The 19,868-nt window shown below is 68.1% G+C and carries 19 protein-coding genes; 6 read left to right on the top strand and 13 right to left on the bottom strand.

Annotated elements, in window-relative coordinates; genetic code table 11:
- Positions 1–40: 40 nt before the first annotated feature.
- From istA to AZL_RS00635, 5 genes are all read left to right on the top strand, one after another.
- Entirely contained in the window at positions 41–1,555 is a 1,515-nt protein-coding gene (istA, locus tag AZL_RS00655) for an IS21-like element ISAzs2 family transposase (RefSeq protein ID WP_012972683.1), read from the top strand.
- 10 nt (positions 1,556–1,565) lie between these two features.
- Positions 1,566–2,321, top strand: coding sequence for an IS21-like element ISAzs2 family helper ATPase IstB (gene istB, locus AZL_RS00650; protein ID WP_012972684.1), 756 nt, complete (start codon positions 1,566–1,568; stop codon positions 2,319–2,321).
- A 72-nt stretch (positions 2,322–2,393) separates the two neighbouring features.
- Positions 2,394–2,855, top strand: a complete 462-nt coding sequence (locus tag AZL_RS00645) for an OmpA family protein (RefSeq protein WP_042442252.1) — start codon at positions 2,394–2,396, stop codon at positions 2,853–2,855.
- Positions 2,856–2,908: 53 nt separating this feature from the next.
- Positions 2,909–3,793: a tetratricopeptide repeat protein gene (locus tag AZL_RS00640; protein ID WP_012972747.1), complete on the top strand. Its 885-nt coding sequence runs from the start codon at positions 2,909–2,911 to the stop codon at positions 3,791–3,793.
- Positions 3,794–3,974: 181 nt separating this feature from the next.
- On the top strand, positions 3,975–4,556 hold the full coding sequence (locus tag AZL_RS00635; RefSeq protein ID WP_042442249.1) for a rhodanese-like domain-containing protein: 582 nt from the start codon (positions 3,975–3,977) through the stop codon (positions 4,554–4,556).
- Positions 4,557–4,826: 270 nt separating this feature from the next.
- Here AZL_RS00635 and AZL_RS00630 read toward each other — a convergent pair whose 3' ends face one another.
- The 4 genes from AZL_RS00630 to AZL_RS00615 all read right to left on the bottom strand — a co-directional run bounded on the left by AZL_RS00630 (position 4,827) and on the right by AZL_RS00615 (position 10,831).
- Entirely contained in the window at positions 4,827–5,636 is an 810-nt protein-coding gene (locus AZL_RS00630; protein WP_012972745.1) for a transglutaminase-like domain-containing protein, read from the bottom strand.
- 449 nt (positions 5,637–6,085) lie between these two features.
- Positions 6,086–8,404 (bottom strand): phosphoenolpyruvate--protein phosphotransferase, encoded by a 2,319-nt coding sequence (gene ptsP / locus AZL_RS00625; protein ID WP_148219146.1) that lies wholly within the window; start codon positions 8,402–8,404, stop codon positions 6,086–6,088.
- Between the two features lie 2 nt (positions 8,405–8,406).
- A complete protein-coding gene (locus AZL_RS00620) occupies positions 8,407–9,543 on the bottom strand; it encodes an NAD(P)H-dependent flavin oxidoreductase (protein WP_012972743.1) in 1,137 nt (378 codons plus the stop codon).
- 52 nt (positions 9,544–9,595) lie between these two features.
- Positions 9,596–10,831 carry an aspartate kinase gene (locus AZL_RS00615; RefSeq protein WP_012972742.1) on the bottom strand — a complete coding sequence of 412 codons (1,236 nt, stop codon included), beginning with the start codon at positions 10,829–10,831 and terminating at the stop codon, positions 9,596–9,598.
- 171 nt (positions 10,832–11,002) lie between these two features.
- On the opposite strand from AZL_RS00615, the gene ubiG reads away from it, so the two are divergent.
- A complete protein-coding gene (ubiG, locus tag AZL_RS00610) occupies positions 11,003–11,785 on the top strand; it encodes a bifunctional 2-polyprenyl-6-hydroxyphenol methylase/3-demethylubiquinol 3-O-methyltransferase UbiG (RefSeq protein WP_012972741.1) in 783 nt (260 codons plus the stop codon).
- 47 nt (positions 11,786–11,832) lie between these two features.
- Here the strand turns inward: ubiG and AZL_RS00605 are convergent, their stop codons facing one another.
- The 9 genes from AZL_RS00605 to AZL_RS00565 all read right to left on the bottom strand — a co-directional run bounded on the left by AZL_RS00605 (position 11,833) and on the right by AZL_RS00565 (position 19,804).
- Entirely contained in the window at positions 11,833–12,378 is a 546-nt protein-coding gene (locus AZL_RS00605; RefSeq protein WP_012972740.1) for a Uma2 family endonuclease, read from the bottom strand.
- Positions 12,379–12,528: 150 nt separating this feature from the next.
- Positions 12,529–12,987 carry a PTS IIA-like nitrogen regulatory protein PtsN gene (gene ptsN, locus AZL_RS00600; protein ID WP_012972739.1) on the bottom strand — a complete coding sequence of 153 codons (459 nt, stop codon included), beginning with the start codon at positions 12,985–12,987 and terminating at the stop codon, positions 12,529–12,531.
- 34 nt (positions 12,988–13,021) lie between these two features.
- Positions 13,022–13,612, bottom strand: a complete 591-nt coding sequence (gene hpf / locus AZL_RS00595) for a ribosome hibernation-promoting factor, HPF/YfiA family (RefSeq protein ID WP_042442247.1) — start codon at positions 13,610–13,612, stop codon at positions 13,022–13,024.
- Positions 13,613–13,763: 151 nt separating this feature from the next.
- A complete protein-coding gene (rpoN, locus tag AZL_RS00590; RefSeq protein WP_012972737.1) occupies positions 13,764–15,380 on the bottom strand; it encodes an RNA polymerase factor sigma-54 in 1,617 nt (538 codons plus the stop codon).
- 33 nt (positions 15,381–15,413) lie between these two features.
- Positions 15,414–16,208 (bottom strand): LPS export ABC transporter ATP-binding protein, encoded by a 795-nt coding sequence (gene lptB, locus AZL_RS00585; RefSeq protein ID WP_012972736.1) that lies wholly within the window; start codon positions 16,206–16,208, stop codon positions 15,414–15,416.
- Positions 16,205–17,080, bottom strand: coding sequence for an LptA/OstA family protein (locus AZL_RS00580; RefSeq protein ID WP_012972735.1), 876 nt, complete (start codon positions 17,078–17,080; stop codon positions 16,205–16,207). Before AZL_RS00580 ends, lptB begins: the two co-directional genes overlap by 4 nt.
- Positions 17,077–17,871 (bottom strand): LPS export ABC transporter periplasmic protein LptC, encoded by a 795-nt coding sequence (gene lptC / locus AZL_RS00575; RefSeq protein WP_042442245.1) that lies wholly within the window; start codon positions 17,869–17,871, stop codon positions 17,077–17,079. Before lptC ends, AZL_RS00580 begins: the two co-directional genes overlap by 4 nt.
- Before the next feature lie 52 nt (positions 17,872–17,923).
- Positions 17,924–18,964 carry a KpsF/GutQ family sugar-phosphate isomerase gene (locus tag AZL_RS00570; protein ID WP_371304223.1) on the bottom strand — a complete coding sequence of 347 codons (1,041 nt, stop codon included), beginning with the start codon at positions 18,962–18,964 and terminating at the stop codon, positions 17,924–17,926.
- Positions 18,965–19,177: 213 nt separating this feature from the next.
- A complete protein-coding gene (locus AZL_RS00565) occupies positions 19,178–19,804 on the bottom strand; it encodes a ribonuclease D (protein WP_012972732.1) in 627 nt (208 codons plus the stop codon).
- Positions 19,805–19,868 lie beyond the last annotated feature (64 nt).

Raw genomic sequence — 19,868 nt, 5'->3', positions numbered from 1 at the left:
CCCCATGATCTTTCCACGGCACAGGCCAAGGAGGATCGGGATGCCCCGAGCGAGGTCGGACATGCGGCGGATCAGAGAAGTCCTTCGTCTGCGGGATGAGTTTGGCGCCAGCCAACGGCAGATTGCCGATGCCTGCCGGCTGCCGCGCAGCACCGTGCGCGATTACCTGGAGCGGCTACGGGCCTCCGGGCTGCAGTACGCGGATGTGCTGGGCTGGACGGACGTCGAGCTGGAGGAGCGGCTGTTCCCGCCTCCGGTCACGTCGGCGCGCCCGGTGCCCGACTGGCGGCACATCAGCCGGGAACTCGGCCGCCGTGGCGTAACGCTGCGGCTGCTGTGGGAGGAATACCTGGAGGTCCATCCCGGCGGCTATCGCTACACCCAATTCGTCCAGCATTTCCGGGCATGGCAGGGTGCTCATGCCGAGCCGCGTCTGCGCCGGGAACATCGGCCGGGGGCGGCGATCGAGGTTGATTACGCTGGGATGACGCTGACCGTCGGGCTCGGCGCTGAGGCGCGGCAGGCCCAGGTGTTTGTCGCCTGCCTGCCGTATTCGGGCTACGTCTATGCCGAGGCGACCTGGACCCAGCAGGCGGAGGAGTGGCTGGCCTCCCACACCCGGCTGTTCGAACATCTGGGCGGCGTGCCGGGCAAGCTGGTGCCGGATAACCTCAAGGTCGGCGTCAGCCACGCCTCCTTCTACGATCCGGCGATCAACCCGGCTTATCACGATCTCGCCCGGCACTACCGCACCGCCGTCCTGCCGGCCCGGGTGCGGCGCCCGCGCGACAAGCCCAGCGCCGAGAACGGCGTGCAGCAGGTCGAGCGGCGGGTGCTGGCCCCGCTGCGCGATACGCCCTTCGCCACGCTGGACGCCGCCAACGCGGCCTTGCGCGACAAGCTGGCCACCCTCAATGCCGCTCCCTTGAGCCGCCGGCCGCAGGACACGCGCGCCGGCCTGTTCGCCGCCGAGGAGCAGCCGACCCTGCGCCCCTTGCCGCCGGACCGCTTCGTGCCGGGCACCTGGGCGCGCCACAAGGTCCCGCCCGACTATCATCTCGCTCTCGACGGCGGCGTCTACTCGGTGCCCCACACGCTGATCGGCAAGACGGTCGACGTGCACAGCACCGCCGGCGTGATCAGCGTCTTCCTGCGCGGCAAGCGGATGGCCTGCCATGTCCGCCGGCAGGACGGCGCCACCGTGACGCTGGACGCCCATCGCCCCGCCAACCACCGGGCCGTCGCCCGCTTCACCCCCGATGCCATCCAGACCGAACTGGCCGCCATCGGCCCGGCCGCCGCGCTGCTGTTCGAACGCATCCTGGCCGGCGCCGATCACCCCGAACAGGCGGTGCGGGCCGGGATCGGCCTGATCCGCTTGGCGGCCACCCACGGCACCAGCCGGCTGGAGCAAGCCTGCCAGGCGGCGCTGGAGGCCAACGTCGGATCCTACCGCTACGTCCAGCGCTGGTTGACCGCTCCCCCGGCCACAACGGCGGACGCGGCCGGTGCCGGCGAGCACACCAATCTGCGCGGCCCTTCCTACTATCACTGACGGAGATACGATGATGAAGCACGTCAACCACGAGCGGCTGCGCCAGTTGCGGCTGTACGGCATGGCCAAGGGGTTGGAGGCGCTGGAACGCCTGCCCGATCGCGGCCAACTGGCCTTCGACGAGCAGTTGGGCACGCTGATCGAGCGGGAAGCGGCAGAGCGCGCCAACACCGCACTCGCCAGCCGACTGAAACGTGCCCGGCTGCGCCAGACGGCCTGCCTGGAGGACCTCGACCTGCGCACCCCGCGTGGGCTCGATCGCGGTGTTGTGCGCGAGCTGGCCACCGGGCGCTGGGTGAAGGAGAACCGGCCGGTTCTGATCACCGGCCCGACCGGGATCGGCAAGACCTGGCTGGCCTGTGCACTCGGCAACCAGGCGGCGCGGGAAGGCCACAGCGTACTCTACACCCGGCTGACCCGCCTGCTGGACGATCTGGCCACCGCCCGCCTGGACGGTTCGCTCGCCCGGCTGCTGCGACGGATCGCCCGGCTCGACCTGCTGATCCTGGATGACTGGGCGATGACCGAGCTGACCGCGCCTCAGCGCCTGGACCTGATGGAGGTGATCGATGACCGCCACGACCGGGCCGCAACCATGCTGGCCACCCAAGTTCCCGTGGCCAACTGGCATCGGCTCATCGGCGATGCCACCTACGCCGACGCCATCCTCGACCGCCTCGTGCATCGGGCCTACCGCATCGACCTGCATGGCGACTCCATGCGCCGCACCAAGGCCGATGCCGCCAGCGAAACCCCCGACACCTAAGGCCGGTGCTTGGCAACCAAACCCACAACCTTCATAACGTAAATCCAGGGTTCGGCCCCGGCTCCCACCAGCTTGCAATTCGGGTGGGCGCTTTCGCCGAAACGGTGGGCGCTTTCAACCGAAACGCCTGGGCGAATTCGCCGAAATACGCAGGCGCCGCGGGAGTACAAGGATCTGACGGCGAAGGCCCGCCGGCTGTCGGTCAATCTCCGCTTCCGCTCGGGGTCGTCGGCCCTCGACAACAAGGCCGTCCGCGACCTCGACCGGCTGGTCGATTTCCTGACGAAGCAGAAGCCCGACGAGCGGGGTGGCGTGGTGCTGATCGGCTTCACCGATGCCCAGGGTGCGCGGGCCGCGAACGTCACGCTGTCCCAGCAGCGCGCCCAGATCATCGCCGACGAGTTGCGCCGCCGCGGCGTCCAGGTTCAAAGCGTCATGGGTCTCGGCCCCGACCTGCCGGTCACCTCCAACGACACCGAGGAAGGCCGCGACAAGAACCGCCGCGTCGAGGTCTGGCTGCGGCAGCGGCTCTGATCGCCGCGTCTTCCCGGTCCGCCCGAATCGTCCCTTACCTTCCGGAGATGTCCATGGGGTGCCCTTCCCTGCCACGCGCCTCGACGGCGATCGCGATCGTCCTGATGCTGAGCGGCTGCGCCACGATGGGCGACAATGGTCTCGCGGCCGGCGGCCGGCAAGCCGAGACGCCACAGGTGCTCGCCACGCTTCAAGTGGCCGATGCCGCGCTGCGGCGTGGCGATACCGACGGCGCCGCGCTGCTGTACGAACGTGCCCTGCGGGCGGAACCGCAGAACATCACGGCGGCGCGCGGCTTGGCCGAGGCGCTGGAGCGCGGCGGCAATCTGGAGGGAGCGGCCGCGGCCAACCGCGCGGTTCTCGCCATCAATTCGGCTGACGTCGTGGCGATGCGCAGACTTGCCCGGCTCCAACTCGCGACCGGCCAGGCGAAGTCGGGGATCGACACTTACGCGCGCCTGCTGACCATTGACGGGACGGACGCCGATGCCCGCAACGGAATGGCCGTTGCCCGATGCATGACGGGGGCCTGCGACCAGTCGATCGCCGACTACCGCGGCATGCTGGAACGGCGGCCCGATGACCGGACACTGCGCAACAACCTGGGATTCACCCTGCTTCTGACCGGAGATGCCGCGGCGGCGGTATCGGTGCTGGAACCCTTCGCCAACGATCCGAAGGCGGAGCCCCGCCATCGGCAGACGCTGGCGCTCGCCTATGGGTTGGCCGGCCGGGAGGCGGATGCCGAACGTATCGGGCGGATGGATCTCGACGCGACCACCGTCAGCGCCAACCTGGACTTCCTGTCGAACCGGAACATGGCGGCGTCCGAGGCCGACGGCGCCGGCAAGGTCACGGCCCGCTCCAGGAGCGCCCGGACAGCGGCCTCGGATGCCTCACCCCGGCCGCGTTCGCCGCAAAGCGGCGGGGTGGACTGAAACAAGGGGGAAGGTCGGAGCGTCATCGGATCGCCCTCCGATTGGAATGGATAGATTGCCCCATTCCAGACCCGGTGATGCGCGGATGCGCCGCATTGAACTCGCAATGATGCCTATGACATACCGATCCCTGACGCTCTCCTGTAGAGGATGGGATGGGATCATGCCTCCACGTCGGTCGATGCGCAGCCTCGTCTTCGCGATGATCACTCCGGTGCTGCTGGCCGGATGCCAGACTTCCGGAGCAGGTGGTCAGAGCGCGGCCCAATCGGCTGGACAGGTTGCGGCCAAACCTTACAGCGCCGAGGACAAGGACTGGGGAATCGCTCCACAGACCACCATAAGGCAGGGCAATTACCACGCCCCGACCCCGGTCTCGCTGCCGGGGGCCAAGGTGGTCGCCACCCATGCCCTTGCCCAGTCGCTTCAGGGGGAAGGCAAGCCCGTCATCGTGAACACCCTCACCGGCCAATGGGTGAACGCGATCCCGGGATCGGTCTGGTTGAGCGGTGCCGGCTTGGGCAAGGACTTCAACGATGCGACACAGGCACGCCTGTCCAAGCGCCTGGATGACCTGACCGCCGGCGACAAAACCAAGCCGTTGGTCTTCTACTGCCTGTCGTCCGAGTGCTGGCTGTCGTTGAACGCGGCGCTTCGCGCCCAACGCATCGGATACACCAATGTCAGCTGGTTCCGTGGCGGGCTGGATTCCTGGAAAGCGGCGGGGCTGCCGGTTGAACGCATAGATCGCGATCAATGGTGACGGTCGCCGGATAAGGCGCCGGGCTTGACGCGCAATCGGTTCGAACGGAATCGTCTGGACCGTGAATCGCACGGAAAATCAAAAGGCCAGAGCCCCGCACCGTCTTCGGCCGTCATTGCGGCCAAAGCAAGAATCCCGTCCATTCAAGCATTTGATCGCGGAACTTCCCGGCTCCCGCCCTTGGCGGGAATGACCGCCAAGGGCGCGGCGGACGCACCGGCGCCGCATGGTTACGGGAAGCGGAAAGAGCCGGGCCGGCGTGGCTCCGGATCACACGCTGACCTCGTCCGTCCAGACCCGGAACTCCGTCAGCGTGTTGGGGCCGAAGGTGTGGGTGAGCGGCACATCGGCCGCGTCGCGTCCCTGCGCGATCAGGATGCGCCCGATCCGGGGAGCGTTGTTGCGCGGATCGAAGACATGCCAGCGACCGCCCAGATACACCTCCATCCACGCCGCGAAATCCATCGGCCCATAAGGCGGCGGCTGGCCGATGTCGCTGATGTATCCGGTGCAGTAGCGCGCGGGAATGTTCATCGCGCGGCAGAAGGCGACGGCGAGATGGGCGAAGTCACGGCAGACCCCACGCCTCTCGGCATAGGTCTGGGCGGCGGTCCGCGTCGGGCGCGAATGCTCGTAGCCGAATGTCACGTGGGCGTGGACGAAGTCACAGATCGCCTGAACCCGTGCCCAGCCCGGCGCGGTCCCCGAGAACAACCGCCATGCCTCGTCCGACAGCACGTCGGTCTCGCAATAGCGGCTCCCCAGCAGGAACAGCAGGGTGTCGGCCGGCAACTCGTCGACGCGATGCTGGACGGCGCCATACTCGACCGGATCTTGCGCCCCGCTGTCCCGGATGATGCTGTCGGCACTGATGGTCACGGCACCGGCGGGCGCGACCAACCGGCTGCACCAATTGCCGAAGCTGTCGCGATAGCCCTGGATCGGCGCCGGCACGCTGGTGACGATATGGTCGGGCCGCTCCAGATCGCCGACGCGGGAGTAATGCACGTTCAGCATCACGATCATGGGGGTGGGGGCGGGAAAGCTGAAATTCAGCTGGTAACCCAGGCGTATACGCATGAAGGCCCTCCGATGGAAAAGCGTGCCGGTGTCGACCCGAGGCCGACGGAGATCGAGGGAAGAGGATGGGCTTGCGGCGGGCGGGCCTCGTCCGTCCGGTTTGGCATGGTGTCGCCCGATCGTCGGCCGAGGCCGCCAAGCAGGAGGCGGCGGCTTGGAAACGGCGGCGTCCAAGGATGGGGGCCGGGGTGCGCCGGCCGACCGGGGCGGCGGTGCGACGCCCCGCTGCTTGCCTGCGGGACCATCCCATGGCTGAGGACGCCTTGGCTCCGGCAAGGCTGCTTCATGTTCCCAACACTGGGTCGTGCCTCGATTCGGCCATACCCATAGCCTAACGGCTTTCGCGCCTATTCCGTCACGTATTTTGTGGCATCGGCCCGCCGGCCCGGCGAGAAAGGCGGATAAAAAGACGGAGTTCCACCTGCCACCCTTCGCGCCGCCGACCGCTATCAGATGATCACGCCATGATCCTTGGCGAAGGTCTTCAGCTTGTCGCGCAGGCTGTGGTCGGCGCCGGTGTAAAGCCCGCTCATGTAATCCCGCAGGGCCGCGACGTCGAGCGAGCGCAGCATCGTCTTCACCGGCCCCACCGAGGGCGGCGACATCGACAGGGTGCGGAAACCGACGCCGATCAGCGCCATGGCGTCGAGCGGCCGGCCGGCCATCTCGCCGCAGATGCTGAGCGACACCTTGTGCTTCGCGCACTCGTCGACCAGCCGGCGCATCACGCACAGCATCGACGGCGCCAGCGGGTCGTAGCGGGTCGAGGTGCGCGGGTTGCCGCGATCGGCGGCGAACAGATATTGGGTCAGGTCGTTGGACCCGACCGACAGGAAGTCCAGCTTGGGCAGCAGGGCCGGAAGTTGCCACAACAGCGACGGCACCTCCAGCATGGTGCCGACGCGCAGGCGGCTGGGCGGCTCCAGCCCCTGGGCGGCCAGCCGCTTCAGCTCCAGCTCCAGCAGGCGGCGGGCGCCGTCGAACTCCGCCACCTCGGCGATCATCGGGAACATCACCGACAGCGGCCGTCCGGCGGCTGCCAGCAGGAAGGCGCGCAGCTGCTGGCGCAGCAGCGACGGATGGTCCAGTCCGATGCGCACGGCGCGCCAGCCCAGCGCCGGATTCTCCTCCTCGCCGCCGGTCATGTAGGGCAGCATCTTGTCGCCGCCGACATCCAGCGTGCGGAAGACGACCGGCTTGTCGCCGACCTCGTTCATGATGCGGGAATAGAGGTCGGTCTGCGCCTTCACGTCGGGATATGACGCCCGGACCATGAAGGGGATTTCGGTGCGGTAGAGCCCGACCCCCTCCGCCCCGCTGGCGGTCAGATGCGGCAAATCGATCAGCAGGCCGCAGTTCAGATGGATGGAGATCGGCACCCCGTCGCGCGTCACCGACGGGTGCTTGCGGATCTCCGCATACATCTGCTCCTTGCGGTGCTGCAACGCCACCGCCTCGGAGAAGGCCATCTGGATGTCTTCGGCCGGGCGGATGAAGACCTGCCCGTGGTCGCCATCGACGATCAGCTGGTCCAGCGGCTCGATCCGGTTCAGCGCGTCGGCCGCCTGCACCACCGGGATGTTCAGGGCGCGGGCGACGATGCAGACATGGCTGGCCGGCGACCCTTCCTCCAGCAGAAGCCCGCGCAGGCGGGTGCGGTCGTAATCCAGCAGCTCCGCCGGCCCCATGGAGCGGGCGACCAGGATCATGTCGTCCGGCAGGGTGGCGCCGTCGGCGCCGCTGGTCTTTCCGGCCAGATGTTGCAGCAACCTGTTGGTCAAATCCTCCAGATCCATCAACCGCTCCCGGATATAGGGATCGGTCAGATGGCTCATGCGGGCGCGGGTGTCATTCTGCACCTGCTGCACCGCCGCCTCGGCGGTCAGGCCGACGCGGATCGCCTCGCGGATGCGCGACAGCCAGCCGCGATCCTCGGCGAACATCCGGTAGGTCTCCAGGATGTCGCGCGGCTCGCTGAGCCCCGCCAGCGACGCCGCCTCCAGCAGATCGTCGATGGCGCTGTGCATGGTCTGAAGTGCTGCGTTGAAGCGCTCCAGCTCGGCGTCGGCATCCTCCGCCACCATCTGGCGGACGGTCAGCTGCGGCCGGTGGATGACGGCCAGCCCCATGGCCAGCCCGGCGCTCATCGCCGTGCCCGACAGCCGGGCCGGCAGCAGCACCGGATCGCCGGTGGTACTGACCTCCGCCGGGTTGACCAGCTCGCTCTGGGCGACCAGCTCGGCGACGACCATGGCGATGGTCTGGAGGGTTTCCACCTCCTCCTCGACATAGCGGCGGCGGTCCTTGTGCTGGATCACCAGCACGCCGCGCACCTTGCCGCCGCGCAGGATCGGCACGCCGGCCATCGACGGGAAGGGCTCCTCCCCGGTTTCCGGGCGGTAGGCGAAGCTGGGGTGGGAGGGCGCGTCGTTGAGGGCGAGCGGCCGCGCATGGCCGGCGATGAAGCCGACGATGCCCTCGCCCACCCTGAGCCGGGTATTGTGGACGGCGGTCTTGTTCAGGCCCTCGGTGGAGAACAGCTCCAGCACCTCGCCGGCGCGCAGCACATAGCAGGAGCAGACGTCGGCCTTCATCTCGGCCGCGATCAGCGTGACGATCTTGTCCAGCCGGTCCTGTCCCGACCCCGCCCCGGCCATGATGTCGCGCAGATGGGCGAGCAGACGGCGCGACGAGGCGCCGTCGAAACGGGGGTGCGATCCCCCGCCCATCCCGCCATCTCCGGCCGTCGTGTCGAGGGTGTCGGTCATCGCTACAGCGCTCCCACCGTCGGCTCCGCCAGTAATCCCAACGATGCCTCATCCATCGCCCGCCGTGCCAGCGCCGATTCGGCCTGGGCGATCAATTCGGCCAGGATGTCGACCACCGGCTGTTCGCGGGTGACCAGCCCGACGCTCTGCCCGGCCATCAGCGAGCCGGTCTCGACATCGCCGTCGATGACCGCGCGGCGCAGCGCGCCGGCCCAGAAATGCTCGATCTCCAGCATGCCTTCGTCGCGGCTCATCGCGCCGGCATCGACCTTGGCGATGACCGCGCGCTGGAACTCGGTGAAGCGCTTCGACGCGTCGTTCGCCAGCGCCCGCACCGGAATGACCGGAAAACGCGGATCGATCTGCACCGACGGCTGGGCGTCGCGGGCGGATGCCCGGATGAAGGCCTGCTTGAACTTGGGATGGGCCACGCACTCGGTGGCGCAGACGAAGCGGGTGCCGATCTGCACGCCGGCCGCCCCCAGCTCCAGATAGGAGAGGATCGCCTCGCCGCGGCCGATGCCGCCGGCGACGAAGACCGGGACCTCTCGCAGGTCGGGCAGGATTTCCTGGGCCAGCACGGTGGTGGAGACCGGACCGATATGGCCGCCGGCCTCGGTTCCCTCGATCACCAGCGCGTCGACGCCATGCTTCACCAGCCGCCGGCCGGCGACCAGCGTCGGGGCGAAGCCCATCGCCTTGGCCCCGCCATCCTTGATGCGGCGCAGGGTGGCGCCGGACGGCAGCCCGCCGGCGACGACCACATGGCCGACGCCCTGCTCGCGGCAGACGTCGATCAGCCGGTCGAGCGCCGGATGCATGTTGATCAGGTTGACGCCGAACGGCTTGGCGGTCAGCGCCCGGGTGGCGGCGATCTCCACCGCCAACTGGTCCGGCGCCATCGAACCGCAGGCCAGCACGCCGAAGCCGCCGGCATTGGAGATGGCGGAGACCAGATGCCGTTCCGACACCCAGCTCATCGCCCCGCCCATCACGGCGGTGCGGGTGCCGAGAAAGTCCCGGCCCCGTTGCCAGAGCCGGTCGAGACGGGATTGTTGCTGCCGGGAGTGGTCGGAACGGGGTCTGTCGAGACGGGACTGGGCCGGTCCTGCCGCCGCGTGCGATATGGCGTCGGTCATGGCCGGCCCTTTCCTGATGTTGCGGTCCCCGACACCCGGGCGCCACCTGCGCTCAGGCGGCGTCCAGGCCGTAGGCGGTGTGCAGGGCGCGCAGCGCCAGCTCCGCATACTCCTCGGCGATCAGGACCGAAATCTTGATCTCGGAGGTCGAGATGACCTGGATGTTGATGCCCTTGTCGGCCAGCGCCTTGAACATGCGCTGGGCGACGCCGGCATGGCTGCGCATGCCGACGCCGATGACCGACACCTTCACCACATTGGCATCCGAGACGATGCGCTTGTAGTTCAGGGTGGACTGGGCGTCCTCCAGCACCTTGACGGCGCGGGCCAGATCGGCCTTGCCGACGGTGAAGGTCATGTCGGTCGACTTGCCGTCTTCCGACACGTTCTGGACGATCATGTCGACGTTGACGGCGTTGTCGGTCAGCGGACCGAAGATGGCGGCGGCGACGCCCGGCTGGTCGGCGACGCCCACCAGGGTGATCTTCGCCTCGTCGCGGCTGTAGGCGATGCCGCTCACAACTTCCTTTTCCACGATCTCGTCCTCGTCAACAACCAGGGTTCCGGGAAGCGCGCTGCCGGCCGCCGCTTCGAAGCTCGACAGCACCTGCACGCGCACGCGGTGGTTCATCGCCATCTCGACCGAGCGGGTCTGCAACACCTTGGCGCCCTGCGAGGCCAGCTCCAGCATCTCCTCGTAGGTGATCTTGTCGAGCTTGCGCGCCTTGGTGACGATGCGCGGGTCGGTGGTGTAGACGCCGTCGACGTCGGTGTAGATGTCGCAGCGGTCGGCCTTCACCGCCGCCGCCAGCGCCACCGCCGAGGTGTCGGAACCGCCGCGGCCCAGCGTGGTGATGCGGCCCTGCTCCGACACGCCCTGGAAGCCCGCGACCACGGCGACTTCGCCGGTCTGCAGGGATTTTTCCATCTCGGTGGTGTCGATGGAGACGATGCGCGCCTTGCCGTGGGTGTCGTCGGTGCGGATCGGAATCTGCCAGCCGGCCCAGGAGCGGGCGGGAATGCCGAGCGATTGCAGGGCGACGGCCAGCAGGCCGGAGGTCACCTGCTCGCCGGACGCCACGACCGCGTCATATTCGCGGGCGTCGTGCAGCTTGTCGATGTCGTTGCAGTATTTGACGAGCTGGTTGGTCACGCCGGACATCGCCGACACGACGACGGCGACCTGATGCCCCGCCTTCACCTCTTGCTCGACCTTCCGGGCCACGTTCTTGATGCGGTCGATGTCGCCGACCGACGTGCCTCCGAACTTCAGGACGATCCGCGCCATACCTCACACCATGTCTGGCCGCCCGGTCACGATGTCTGTCGATCATGCGGGTCGGCTGAGCGCACCCCCGCTCCACCGTTGCCGGCGCGGGGCGGCGTATCCATACTCCGTCGATGGGAGCGAGGCAAGTTGCCCGCGCCCGTCCCGCCTCACAGTTTACGGATTTTCACCATGACCGCCTCCTCCTCCGCCTTCCCGCACGCGTCCGCAACCGTCTCTGCCGGCGGAACCGTGGATCCGGAGGATGTCGCCCGCTTCTCCGCCATCGCCGCCGAGTGGTGGGATCCGGCCGGCAAGTTCAAGCCGCTGCACCGGCTGAACCCGCTGCGCCTGACCTACATCCGCGACAGCGTGTGCAAGCGGCTGGGCCGCGACCCGCTGGCGCCGGCGCCGCTGGCAGGGCTGCGGGTGGTCGACATCGGCTGTGGCGGCGGCCTGCTGGCCGAACCGCTGGCACGGATGGGCGCCGAGGTGGTCGGCGTCGATGCCTCGGAGAAGAACATCAAGACCGCCGCCACCCATGCCGCCGAGACCGGCACCACCGTCGATTACCGCGCCACCACCGCCGAGGCGCTGGCGGCCAGCGGCGAGACCTTCGACGTGGTGCTGGCGATGGAGGTGATCGAGCATGTCGCCGACGTGGCCCTGTTCGTGAAGTCGCTGTCCGACCTGCTGGCGCCGGGCGGCGCGCTGTTCCTGGCGACGCTGAACCGCACGCCGAAATCCTTCGCGCTCGCCATCGTCGGGGCGGAATACATCCTGCGCTGGTTGCCGCGCGGCACCCACAACTGGCGCCAGTTCCTGCGCCCGTCCGAACTGAACGCCATCATCCGCCCCCACGGGCTGGGCATGCGCGACCTGACCGGCATCACCTACAACCCGCTGAGCGACGAATTCCGGCTGAACCCGCGCGATCTGGACGTGAACTATATGGGGTGGGCTGAACGGGGGTGAGGGGGAATGATAGTTGAAGGACTTTCGGTTTTGAAAGCCGATCGCCCTCAGTCCTCGTAAACCGCCTCCAGTGGAATGGCCAGGTCCAACGCGGCCAGCATGACCGGACCGTCGCGCACGACATCGACGGTCCAGCCGCCGCCGTCGCGGCGGTACACCTCCACCAGACGCTCGCTCTGCGAGACCAGCACGATCTCGCGCAGGGACGGGATCTTCTGGTAGTTGGTCCGCTTCTCGCGGCGGTCGATGGCCTCGGTGCTGTCGGACAGCACCTCGACGACCAGGACCGGGTCCTTGACGACATAGGGGTCGTCGTCACCACTGGAGCAGGTCGCGACGAGGTCGGGATAGTAGAAGGCGTTCGCCGCCTCGACGCGGACCTTCACGTCGTTGGCGTAAGCCTGACATCCACGGGCGCGGGCGGCCTGCCGCAGGGCGACGAACAAATTGCCGACGATGGTGGCATGACGGCGGCTCGCCCCGACCATGGCGAAGATCTCGCCATCGACATACTCGTGGCGGACCTCGGCGCTGCGTTCGGCGGCGAGGTAGTCCTGCGGCGAAATCCAGGGCTTGCGCTGTGCGTTTCCCATGGCCTTGGCCCCCGTCAAACAAGTCGGCTCGGTCCAGTGTAGCAGCCCGTCCGTCCCGACACTAATTGGTGTTGGAGCGCCAAAGAAAAAGGGCCGCGCACGAACGTGCAGCGGCCCTTCGGCATACCATTCCCCCTCACCGGCGGCCCGTCAGTTGGACGGGGTCGGCTCGTGCTGGGTCAGGAGCGCGTACATCGCGTCGCCCGACTGGGCTCCGCGCAGCTTTTCGCACATGGACTGGTCCCGCAACAGGCGCGAGACGCGGGCGAGCGCCTTCAGATGGTCGGCTCCCGCCTGTTCCGGGGCGAGGAGGAGAAAGATCAGATCGACCGGCTGCTCATCGATCGCGTCGAAATCGATGGGCCGCTCCAGGCGGGCGAAGACGCCATGGACGCGGTCCAGGCTGGACAGCTTGCCGTGCGGGATGGCGATGCCATGGCCCACGCCGGTCGTGCCCAGCCTTTCGCGCTCCAGAAGCACGTCGAAGATCGCCCGCTCGTGCTGACCGGTCAGCTCGGACGCTTTGCGCGACATCTCCTGCAGGGCCTGCTTCTTGTTGCCGGCCTTCAGGTTCGGGAGGATGGCGTGCGGAGAGATGAGGTCGAGCATGACGCTTCTTGACCAGGGAGAGGGGTCGGCGCCGTCAGGCGCCGGCCTTCTCCGCCGGATCGACCCAGCCGATGTTCCCGTCGGCGCGGCGATAGACCATGTTCAGGCGGCCGTGCGCACCGTTGTGGAACATCAGGGCGGGGGCCTGCGCCAGCTCCAGGCGCATCACCGCCTCGCTGACCGACAGGGTGGCGATGCTCGTCTCCATCTCGGCGACGACCATCGGATGGGCGGCGCCATCGGCCGCGGCCTCGACCTCCTCGTGATGCTCGTCGCCCTCGGCCTCCAGCACCCGGTAGCTGGCCGGGATGGCGGCGCCGTTCTCGGCGGCATGATGGTCGCGCAGACGGCGCTTGTAGCGGCGCAGACGCTTGGCCAGCTTCTCGCAGGCGATGTCGAAGGCCGGATAGGGTTCGGTGGCGTCGCCGGCACTCTGCAGGACGATTCCGCGGCTCACATGGACCTGGATATCGGCCTTGTACAGATGCGCGTCCTTGGTCAGGACGACGTTCGCCTCGATCGGCTTGTCGAAATACTTGCCGACCACGGCGTTCAGGCTGTCGGCCACATGGGAGCGCAGAGCGTCACCCACATCGAGCTGCTTGCCTTTGACGGAGAGTTGCATGGTGGAACGTTTCCAATATTGGTCCGCTGGGGACGGTGTAGACACGACGTTCTAAGATGCCGCATTCAAAGATGCTGATCCGCCGCTTGCGGGCCGGGACGATAGGCAACGGGCATCGGACTGTCAATCGAGCCCTCCCCTGACCGCCCGCCTACATGCGTGACATCTTGGCGCGTCGCCGCTGCACCGATGACGGTATTTTCATCGCTTCACGATACTTCGCGACCGTCCTTCGCGCAATGTCGATCCCTTCGGAACGCAGAATCTCCACCAGTTTGTCGTCCGACAGCACGTCATCCGGCTTCTCGGCGTCGATCATGGTCTTGATGCGGTGCCGAACCGCCTCCGCGGAATGGGACGCCTGACCGTCGGCCCCCTGGATGGCGGAGGTGAAGAAGTATTTCAGCTCGAACACCCCGCGCGGGGTCGCCATGAACTTGTTGGTGGTGACGCGGCTGACGGTGCTTTCATGCATGCCGATGGCTTCGGCGATGTCGCGCAGGATCAGCGGCCGCAGGTGCGAGACGCCATGGATGAAGAAGGCATCCTGCTGGCGGATGATCTCGCTCGCCACCTTCAGGATGGTGGTGGCGCGCTGGTGCAGCGACTTCACCAGCCAGTTCGCCGACTGGAAGCGTTCGGAGATGTATTCCTTGTCGGACTTGTTGCGGGCGCTGTCGGAGATGCGGGCGAAATAGCGGTGGTTGACCAGCACGCGCGGCAGCGTGTCCGGGTTCAGGTCGATCAGCCAGCCGCCGCCGGGATTGGCGCGCATCAGGATATCGGGGGTGACCAGCTGGGCCGGGGTGTGGTCGAAGGCCAGCGCCGGCTTCGGGTTCAGCTTGCGGATGTCGGCGACCATGTCGGCGACGTCCTCGGCATCGACGCCGCACACCTTCATGATGGCCGGCAGGTTGCGCGCGGCCAGAAGCTCCAGATTGTCGAGCAGCGCCGCCATCGCCGGGTCCAGCCGGTTCTTCTCGCGCAGCTGGATGGCCAGGCATTCCTTCAGCGAGCGGGCGAAGATGCCGGGCGGGTCGAAACGCTGGCAGGCGGCCAGCACCCGCTCCACCCGCTCCACCCCGCAGCCGAGCTGGTCGGCCAGCGCCCCGGCGTCGAAGCCGATCAGCCAGCCGGCCTCGTCCAGCATGTCGATCAGGGCCAGCCCGATCAACTGGTCGCCATGGTCGGGCAGGTCGATCTTCAGCTGTTCGGTCAGGTGGTCGCGGAGGTTCTTCTCGCTGGTCAGCGTCGCTTCGAGATTGCTGTCGTCATCGTCGAAGCCGCTGCGGCCGCCGCGCTCGCCATAGGAGCCGTAGACCTCGCTGCCGCCGTCCGAGCCGTCGGAAAAGCGGTCGTCGCTGTAGACATTCTCGAAATCGGTGTCGAGCGGCGCCTCCGACGAGGAGGCCAGCGTGTCCGAGGAGGTCATCTCCACCGTGTCGCGGGTGCGCCCGTCGCCCGGCGCCAGGGCCGGGCCGTCGTCACGCCCGTTCAGCCCGTCGGCGCTGAGCCCGTTCGCCTCCATGCCGCCGGGGCCGTCCAGCCCGCCCGGCGCCTCGCCGCCGCTCCCCTCTCCCACCGGATCGCTGCCGCCGTCGGCCGGGCCGCCGTCACGCTCCAGCAGCGGATTCTGCTCGATCTCGCGATCGACGAAGTCCGACAGTTCGATGTTCGACAGTTGCAGCAGCTTGATGGCCTGCTGCAACTGCGGTGTCATCACCAGTGTCTGGGCTTGTCGAAGGTCGAGACGTTGAGCAAGCGCCATGGCTGTGGAACCGGGACCAGTGGAAACGGAGGGCTACAGACTGAAGCGGTCGCCGAGATAGACCCGGCGCACGCCCTCGTGCGCCACGATCTCATCCGGCCGTCCCTCCATTAGTACCACACCGTCGTGCAAAATATATGCCCGATCGACGAGATCGAGCGTTTCCCGCACATTGTGGTCGGTGATCAGCACGCCGATGCCGCGGTCGCGCAGGTGGCCGACCAATTCGCGGATGTCGTTCACCGCGATGGGGTCGATGCCGGCCAGCGGCTCGTCCAGCAGGATGAAATGCGGCTGTCCGGCCAGCGCGCGGGCGATCTCCACGCGCCGCCGCTCGCCGCCCGACAGCGCCAGGGCGGGCGAGCGGCGCAGATGCGTCACCGAGAATTCGGCCAGCAGCTCGTCCAGCATCGCCTCCCGCGCGTCGCGGTCGCTTTCCACCACCTCCAGCACGGAGCGGATGTTGTTCTCCACCGTCATGCCGCGGAAGATCGAGGCCTCCTGCGGCAGATAGCCGATGCCGAGCCGGGCGCGGCGGTACATCGGCAGCGCGGTGATGTCCTGGCCATCCAGCGTGATCGTGCCGGAATCGGCGGCGATCAGGCCGGTGATCATGTAGAAGCAGGTGGTCTTGCCGGCGCCATTCGGGCCGAGCAGCCCGACCGCCTCGCCGCGCTGGACGCTGAGCGAGACGTCGCGCACCACCGGCCGCTTCTTGAAGGACTTGCCGAGATGCTGGGCCACCAGCCCTTCGGTGGGGGTGGCGGTGGCGGCACTGCCGCTGCCGGCGGGAGCGGCGCCGGGTCCGTTCACGGTCAGCACGGTCACGGCTTCTTGCCCGCCGGGGCGCCCGTATTGCCGGCGCCGGTCTTGCCACCATCAGTCTTATCGGCGGGAATCAGCAGGCCGCTGACCCGGCCGCCGGCGTCGCGGCCGGCGATGACGCGATTGATCTTGGTGTTCATGTTCATCTCGGCGGCTTCGCCGTTCAGCTGGTTGTCGCCGCGGGTGATCCGGACATTGCCGATCAGCACCGCGACATTGTCGGCCACCGAATAGACCAGCTTGTCGGACAGCGCCACGTCGGTGGGGGTGGTGACGATGATGTTGCCGGACCCGTCGATCCGCTCCATCTGGGAGGTGCCGTCCGGCATCTTCTTCAGCCGGCCGATCAGCACGTCGGCGCGCAGCCGGTCGTTGCCGCGCACCGCCACCGCGTCGCCGCGGGCCACGGTCAAATCCTGCGCCTCGTAATATTCCAGACTGTCGCGGGCGGTCACGACATCCTTGGCGGTGATCAGCTTCAGGTCCTTGCCGGTGACGACGGCGACCTGCTTGTCGACGTCATAGACGCCATGGTCGCCGAAAACCTGCTGGTTCGGGCTGACGACGCGGACATTGCCGTCGGCCACCAGTTGGAACACCTCGTTCCCCTTGCCGGGGACCTCGCGGTAATAGGCGGTCAGCACGTCGGCGAAGACGGTCGACTCGTTGCGCTTGGCCGAGGCGTTGCCGCGCGCCACATAGGCGCGGACATCCTGGTGCCATTCGATCGCCTGGTCGGCGTTGATCTCCACCGGCTGCTTGCCGCCCATGCCGGGCAGGCCCTGGGCAAGGGCGGGAGCGCCGGAAAGGAGACCGCCGGCCAGCAGGGCCGACAAGGTCAGGGCGGTACGGACTGGCGACCGTTTGGACGTCACGGCTTCTTGCTCCCGGGGCGTTCGGCGGCCTGGACCTCGGCCTTCGACTGGTTGAGGAAGACGACGTTCTTGCCACGGTCCGTCATGCGGAAACCGATGGCGTTGATCTCGCCCTGCGGGCCCTGGCCGGTCACCGGCTTGTCACCCCAGGCGTTGCCCTTGCGGATGTCGGCCTCGGCCTCGCTGGTGGTGAACTCGTTGCCGTCGTCGCGCAGGACATGGACGTTGCCGCGCATCAGCAGGATGCCGGTGGTCTGATTGTACCAGCCCTTGTCGGACTGCATGGTCACCCAGGTGCCGGTGGTCTCGGTCATCTCGGCGCGCGGGTCGTCCAGCAGGACGATGTCGGGCTGGTCGGTCGACTTGTCGGCCTTGGCCGCCACCAGCGAGAAGGGCTGGTTGTGTTCGTCCAGGCTGAAATAGCGCGGCTTCAGCATCTCGGTCTGCCCGGCGTCGGCGGTGATCCGGGCGCCCTGCGGGCTGTTCAGCGACGGCCAGGCGGCCAGCAGGGCCACCATCGCCAGCGCCGCCGCCGGCAGCACGAACTTCATGGCCGAGACGAAACGGCTGTAGATCCGGCTGACCGGGCGGGTGTCGCGCCGACGGTGCGCCCGCCGCGCCGCCTGCGGTGCCGCCAAGCCGGAGTCGCGGCCATCACGCGCCCGTCCTCCCGCCGATGGGCCAATCGCCGACAGAACGGGCGCCGACAGAACGGGCGCGGGAGCGGTGGGCTCGGTCGCGGTGTTGCCGGCCGCTGTGCGGTCGGGGCTGCGCAGGTCGTCCAGGCTCAAATCCTCGTCCCTCCGGCTCGGCGCTCGGCTCGCATGATGACCGGGACCACCATCAGGCCGCGCCGGCCCGCAGGCAATCGTGGATGTGCACGATGCCCAGCGGCCGGTCGGCCTCGATCACGAACAGGGTGGTGATCTTCTTGTCGTTCATCTCGCGCAGCGCCTCGACGATCAGCGCCTTCGGGCGGATGGTCTTGGGCCGCGGCGACATGATGCTGTCGGCGCGTTCGGCCAGAATCTCCGGCTTCAGATGACGGCGCAGGTCGCCGTCGGTGATGATCCCGACCAGCGCCCCGGCCTCGTCGGTGACCCCGACGCAGCCGAGCCGCTTGGCCGTCATCTCGAAGATGACGTCGGACAGCGGCGAGTCAAGACGGCACAGGGGCAGATCGTCGCCCTTGTGCATGATGTCGGTGACCTTCAGCAGGGCGCGTCCGAGCTGGCCGCCGGGGTGGAACTCGCGGAAATCGGCGGCGGAGAAGCCGCGCCGCTCCAGCAGGGCCACCGCCAGCGCGTCGCCCAGCGCCAGCATCATGGTGGTGGAGGTGGTGGGCGCCAGCCCCAGCGGGCAGGCCTCCGGTTCCGGCGGGATCACCAGCGCCACGTCCGACTGTTCGGCCAGCGAGGAGGCGGCGCGGCGCGTCATGCCGATCAGCGGGATGCCGAAGCGGCGGGTGTAGGCGATGATGTCGGCCAGTTCATGAGTCTCGCCGGAATTGGACAGCGCGACCACCGCATCGATCCTGGCGATCATGCCGAGGTCGCCGTGGCTGGCCTCGCCCGGATGGACGAAGAGGGCCGGCGTGCCGGTGGAGGCCATGGTGGCGGCGATCTTGCGGGCGACATGGCCGGACTTGCCCATGCCGGTGACGACGACGCGGCCTTCGATGCCCTGCAAAATGTCGAGCGCCCGCAGGAATTCGCCGTCGAGGCTGCCGGCCAGCGCGACCAGCGCGTCGGCCTCGGTCCGCAGCACGCGGACGGCGCAGGCGAGATCGCGGTTCTCCACCGGGCTGGACTCGGTCGAAGCGACCGGGCCGTCGGTCAGGCTGCCGGTCACGCTGGACATGATAACGCTGGTCAAGGCTGTCATGCCTTCCATTCAAGAGGCCCGGCGACGGGCCGTTCACCACCCTGCGCCCGCCCGGCATCATGACGGATCGGTGGCGGCGTGGTGCAGTATGCCCAGCCCGGCAGGCGGGGTCAAACCCACGCCCGAACCGGGACCCGGCGATCGATCGAAGTCTCCGCCCTCCAGGGACGGAAACTCCTTGCCCGCCACTTGAAGCGCCAAAGGCGTCCGCTGTCAGTGCGCCAAAATGTCCGGGGTTTCCCAGCCGCCGAGATCCAGCTCGCCGCGGGCGGGCAGGAAGTCGAAGCAGGCCTGCGCCAGATGGGTCCGCCCCTCGCGCGCCAGCATGACGTCCAGCTTCGCCTTCAGGTCATGCAGGTGCAGCACGTCGGATGCCGCGTACTTCATCTGGTCGGTGGTCAGTTCGGGCGCGCCCCAGTCGGAGGACTGCTGCTGCTTGGAGATTTCCACGCCCAGCAGATCCTTGCACAGATCCTTCAGGCCGTGGCGGTCGGTGAAGGTGCGGACCAGCTTGGAGGCGACCTTGGTGCAATAGACCGGCCGGCAGTCGACGCCGAGATAGGCCTTCATCACCGCCACGTCGAAACGGGCGAAGTGGAACAGCTTGGTCACGCCGGGATCGGTCAGCAGACGCTTCAGGTTCGGCGCCTCATACCGGCCGGGACGGAACTGCACCAGATGGACGGCACCGTCGCCGGCCGACAGCTGCACCAGGCAGAGACGGTCGCGATGGGGGTTCAGCCCCATGGTCTCGGTGTCGATGGCGACACAGTTGTCGCGGGCGCCGGCGGCGAGGTCGAGGCCGTCGGGGAGGTCGCCGTCATGAAGGTCGATGGGCATGGTCGGTTCCCGGGGTGGTCAGGCCCCCGGCCACGGACCCTAGAAACGACGAACGCCGCTCTGC

This window comes from Azospirillum sp. B510, from assembly GCF_000010725.1.
In the GTDB taxonomy this organism is placed as follows: Bacteria; Pseudomonadota; Alphaproteobacteria; order Azospirillales; family Azospirillaceae; genus Azospirillum; species Azospirillum lipoferum_B.
Note: the sequence above shows the minus strand (reverse complement) of the source record. Positions and strands in the feature narration are given on the sequence as shown.

Bases quoted from the DNA above. Each gene is read 5' to 3' on its own strand.
- ptsP (WP_148219146.1), bottom strand. From the start codon at position 8,404: ATGACCGACACCCTCGACACGACGGCCGGAGATGGCGGGATGGGCGGG.
- AZL_RS00565 (WP_012972732.1), bottom strand. From the start codon at position 19,804: ATGCCCATCGACCTTCATGACGGCGACCTCCCCGACGGCCTCGACCTC.
- istA (WP_012972683.1), top strand. From the start codon at position 41: ATGCCCCGAGCGAGGTCGGACATGCGGCGGATCAGAGAAGTCCTTCGT.
- AZL_RS00570 (WP_371304223.1), bottom strand. From the start codon at position 18,964: ATGACAGCCTTGACCAGCGTTATCATGTCCAGCGTGACCGGCAGCCTG.
- istB (WP_012972684.1), top strand. From the start codon at position 1,566: ATGATGAAGCACGTCAACCACGAGCGGCTGCGCCAGTTGCGGCTGTAC.
- AZL_RS00615 (WP_012972742.1), bottom strand. From the start codon at position 10,831: ATGGCGCGGATCGTCCTGAAGTTCGGAGGCACGTCGGTCGGCGACATC.
- AZL_RS00640 (WP_012972747.1), top strand. From the start codon at position 2,909: ATGGGGTGCCCTTCCCTGCCACGCGCCTCGACGGCGATCGCGATCGTC.
- hpf (WP_042442247.1), bottom strand. From the start codon at position 13,612: ATGCAACTCTCCGTCAAAGGCAAGCAGCTCGATGTGGGTGACGCTCTG.
- AZL_RS00605 (WP_012972740.1), bottom strand. From the start codon at position 12,378: ATGGGAAACGCACAGCGCAAGCCCTGGATTTCGCCGCAGGACTACCTC.
- AZL_RS00620 (WP_012972743.1), bottom strand. From the start codon at position 9,543: ATGACCGACGCCATATCGCACGCGGCGGCAGGACCGGCCCAGTCCCGT.
- AZL_RS00630 (WP_012972745.1), bottom strand. From the start codon at position 5,636: ATGCGTATACGCCTGGGTTACCAGCTGAATTTCAGCTTTCCCGCCCCC.
- ubiG (WP_012972741.1), top strand. From the start codon at position 11,003: ATGACCGCCTCCTCCTCCGCCTTCCCGCACGCGTCCGCAACCGTCTCT.
- ptsN (WP_012972739.1), bottom strand. From the start codon at position 12,987: ATGCTCGACCTCATCTCTCCGCACGCCATCCTCCCGAACCTGAAGGCC.
- AZL_RS00635 (WP_042442249.1), top strand. From the start codon at position 3,975: ATGCGCAGCCTCGTCTTCGCGATGATCACTCCGGTGCTGCTGGCCGGA.
- rpoN (WP_012972737.1), bottom strand. From the start codon at position 15,380: ATGGCGCTTGCTCAACGTCTCGACCTTCGACAAGCCCAGACACTGGTG.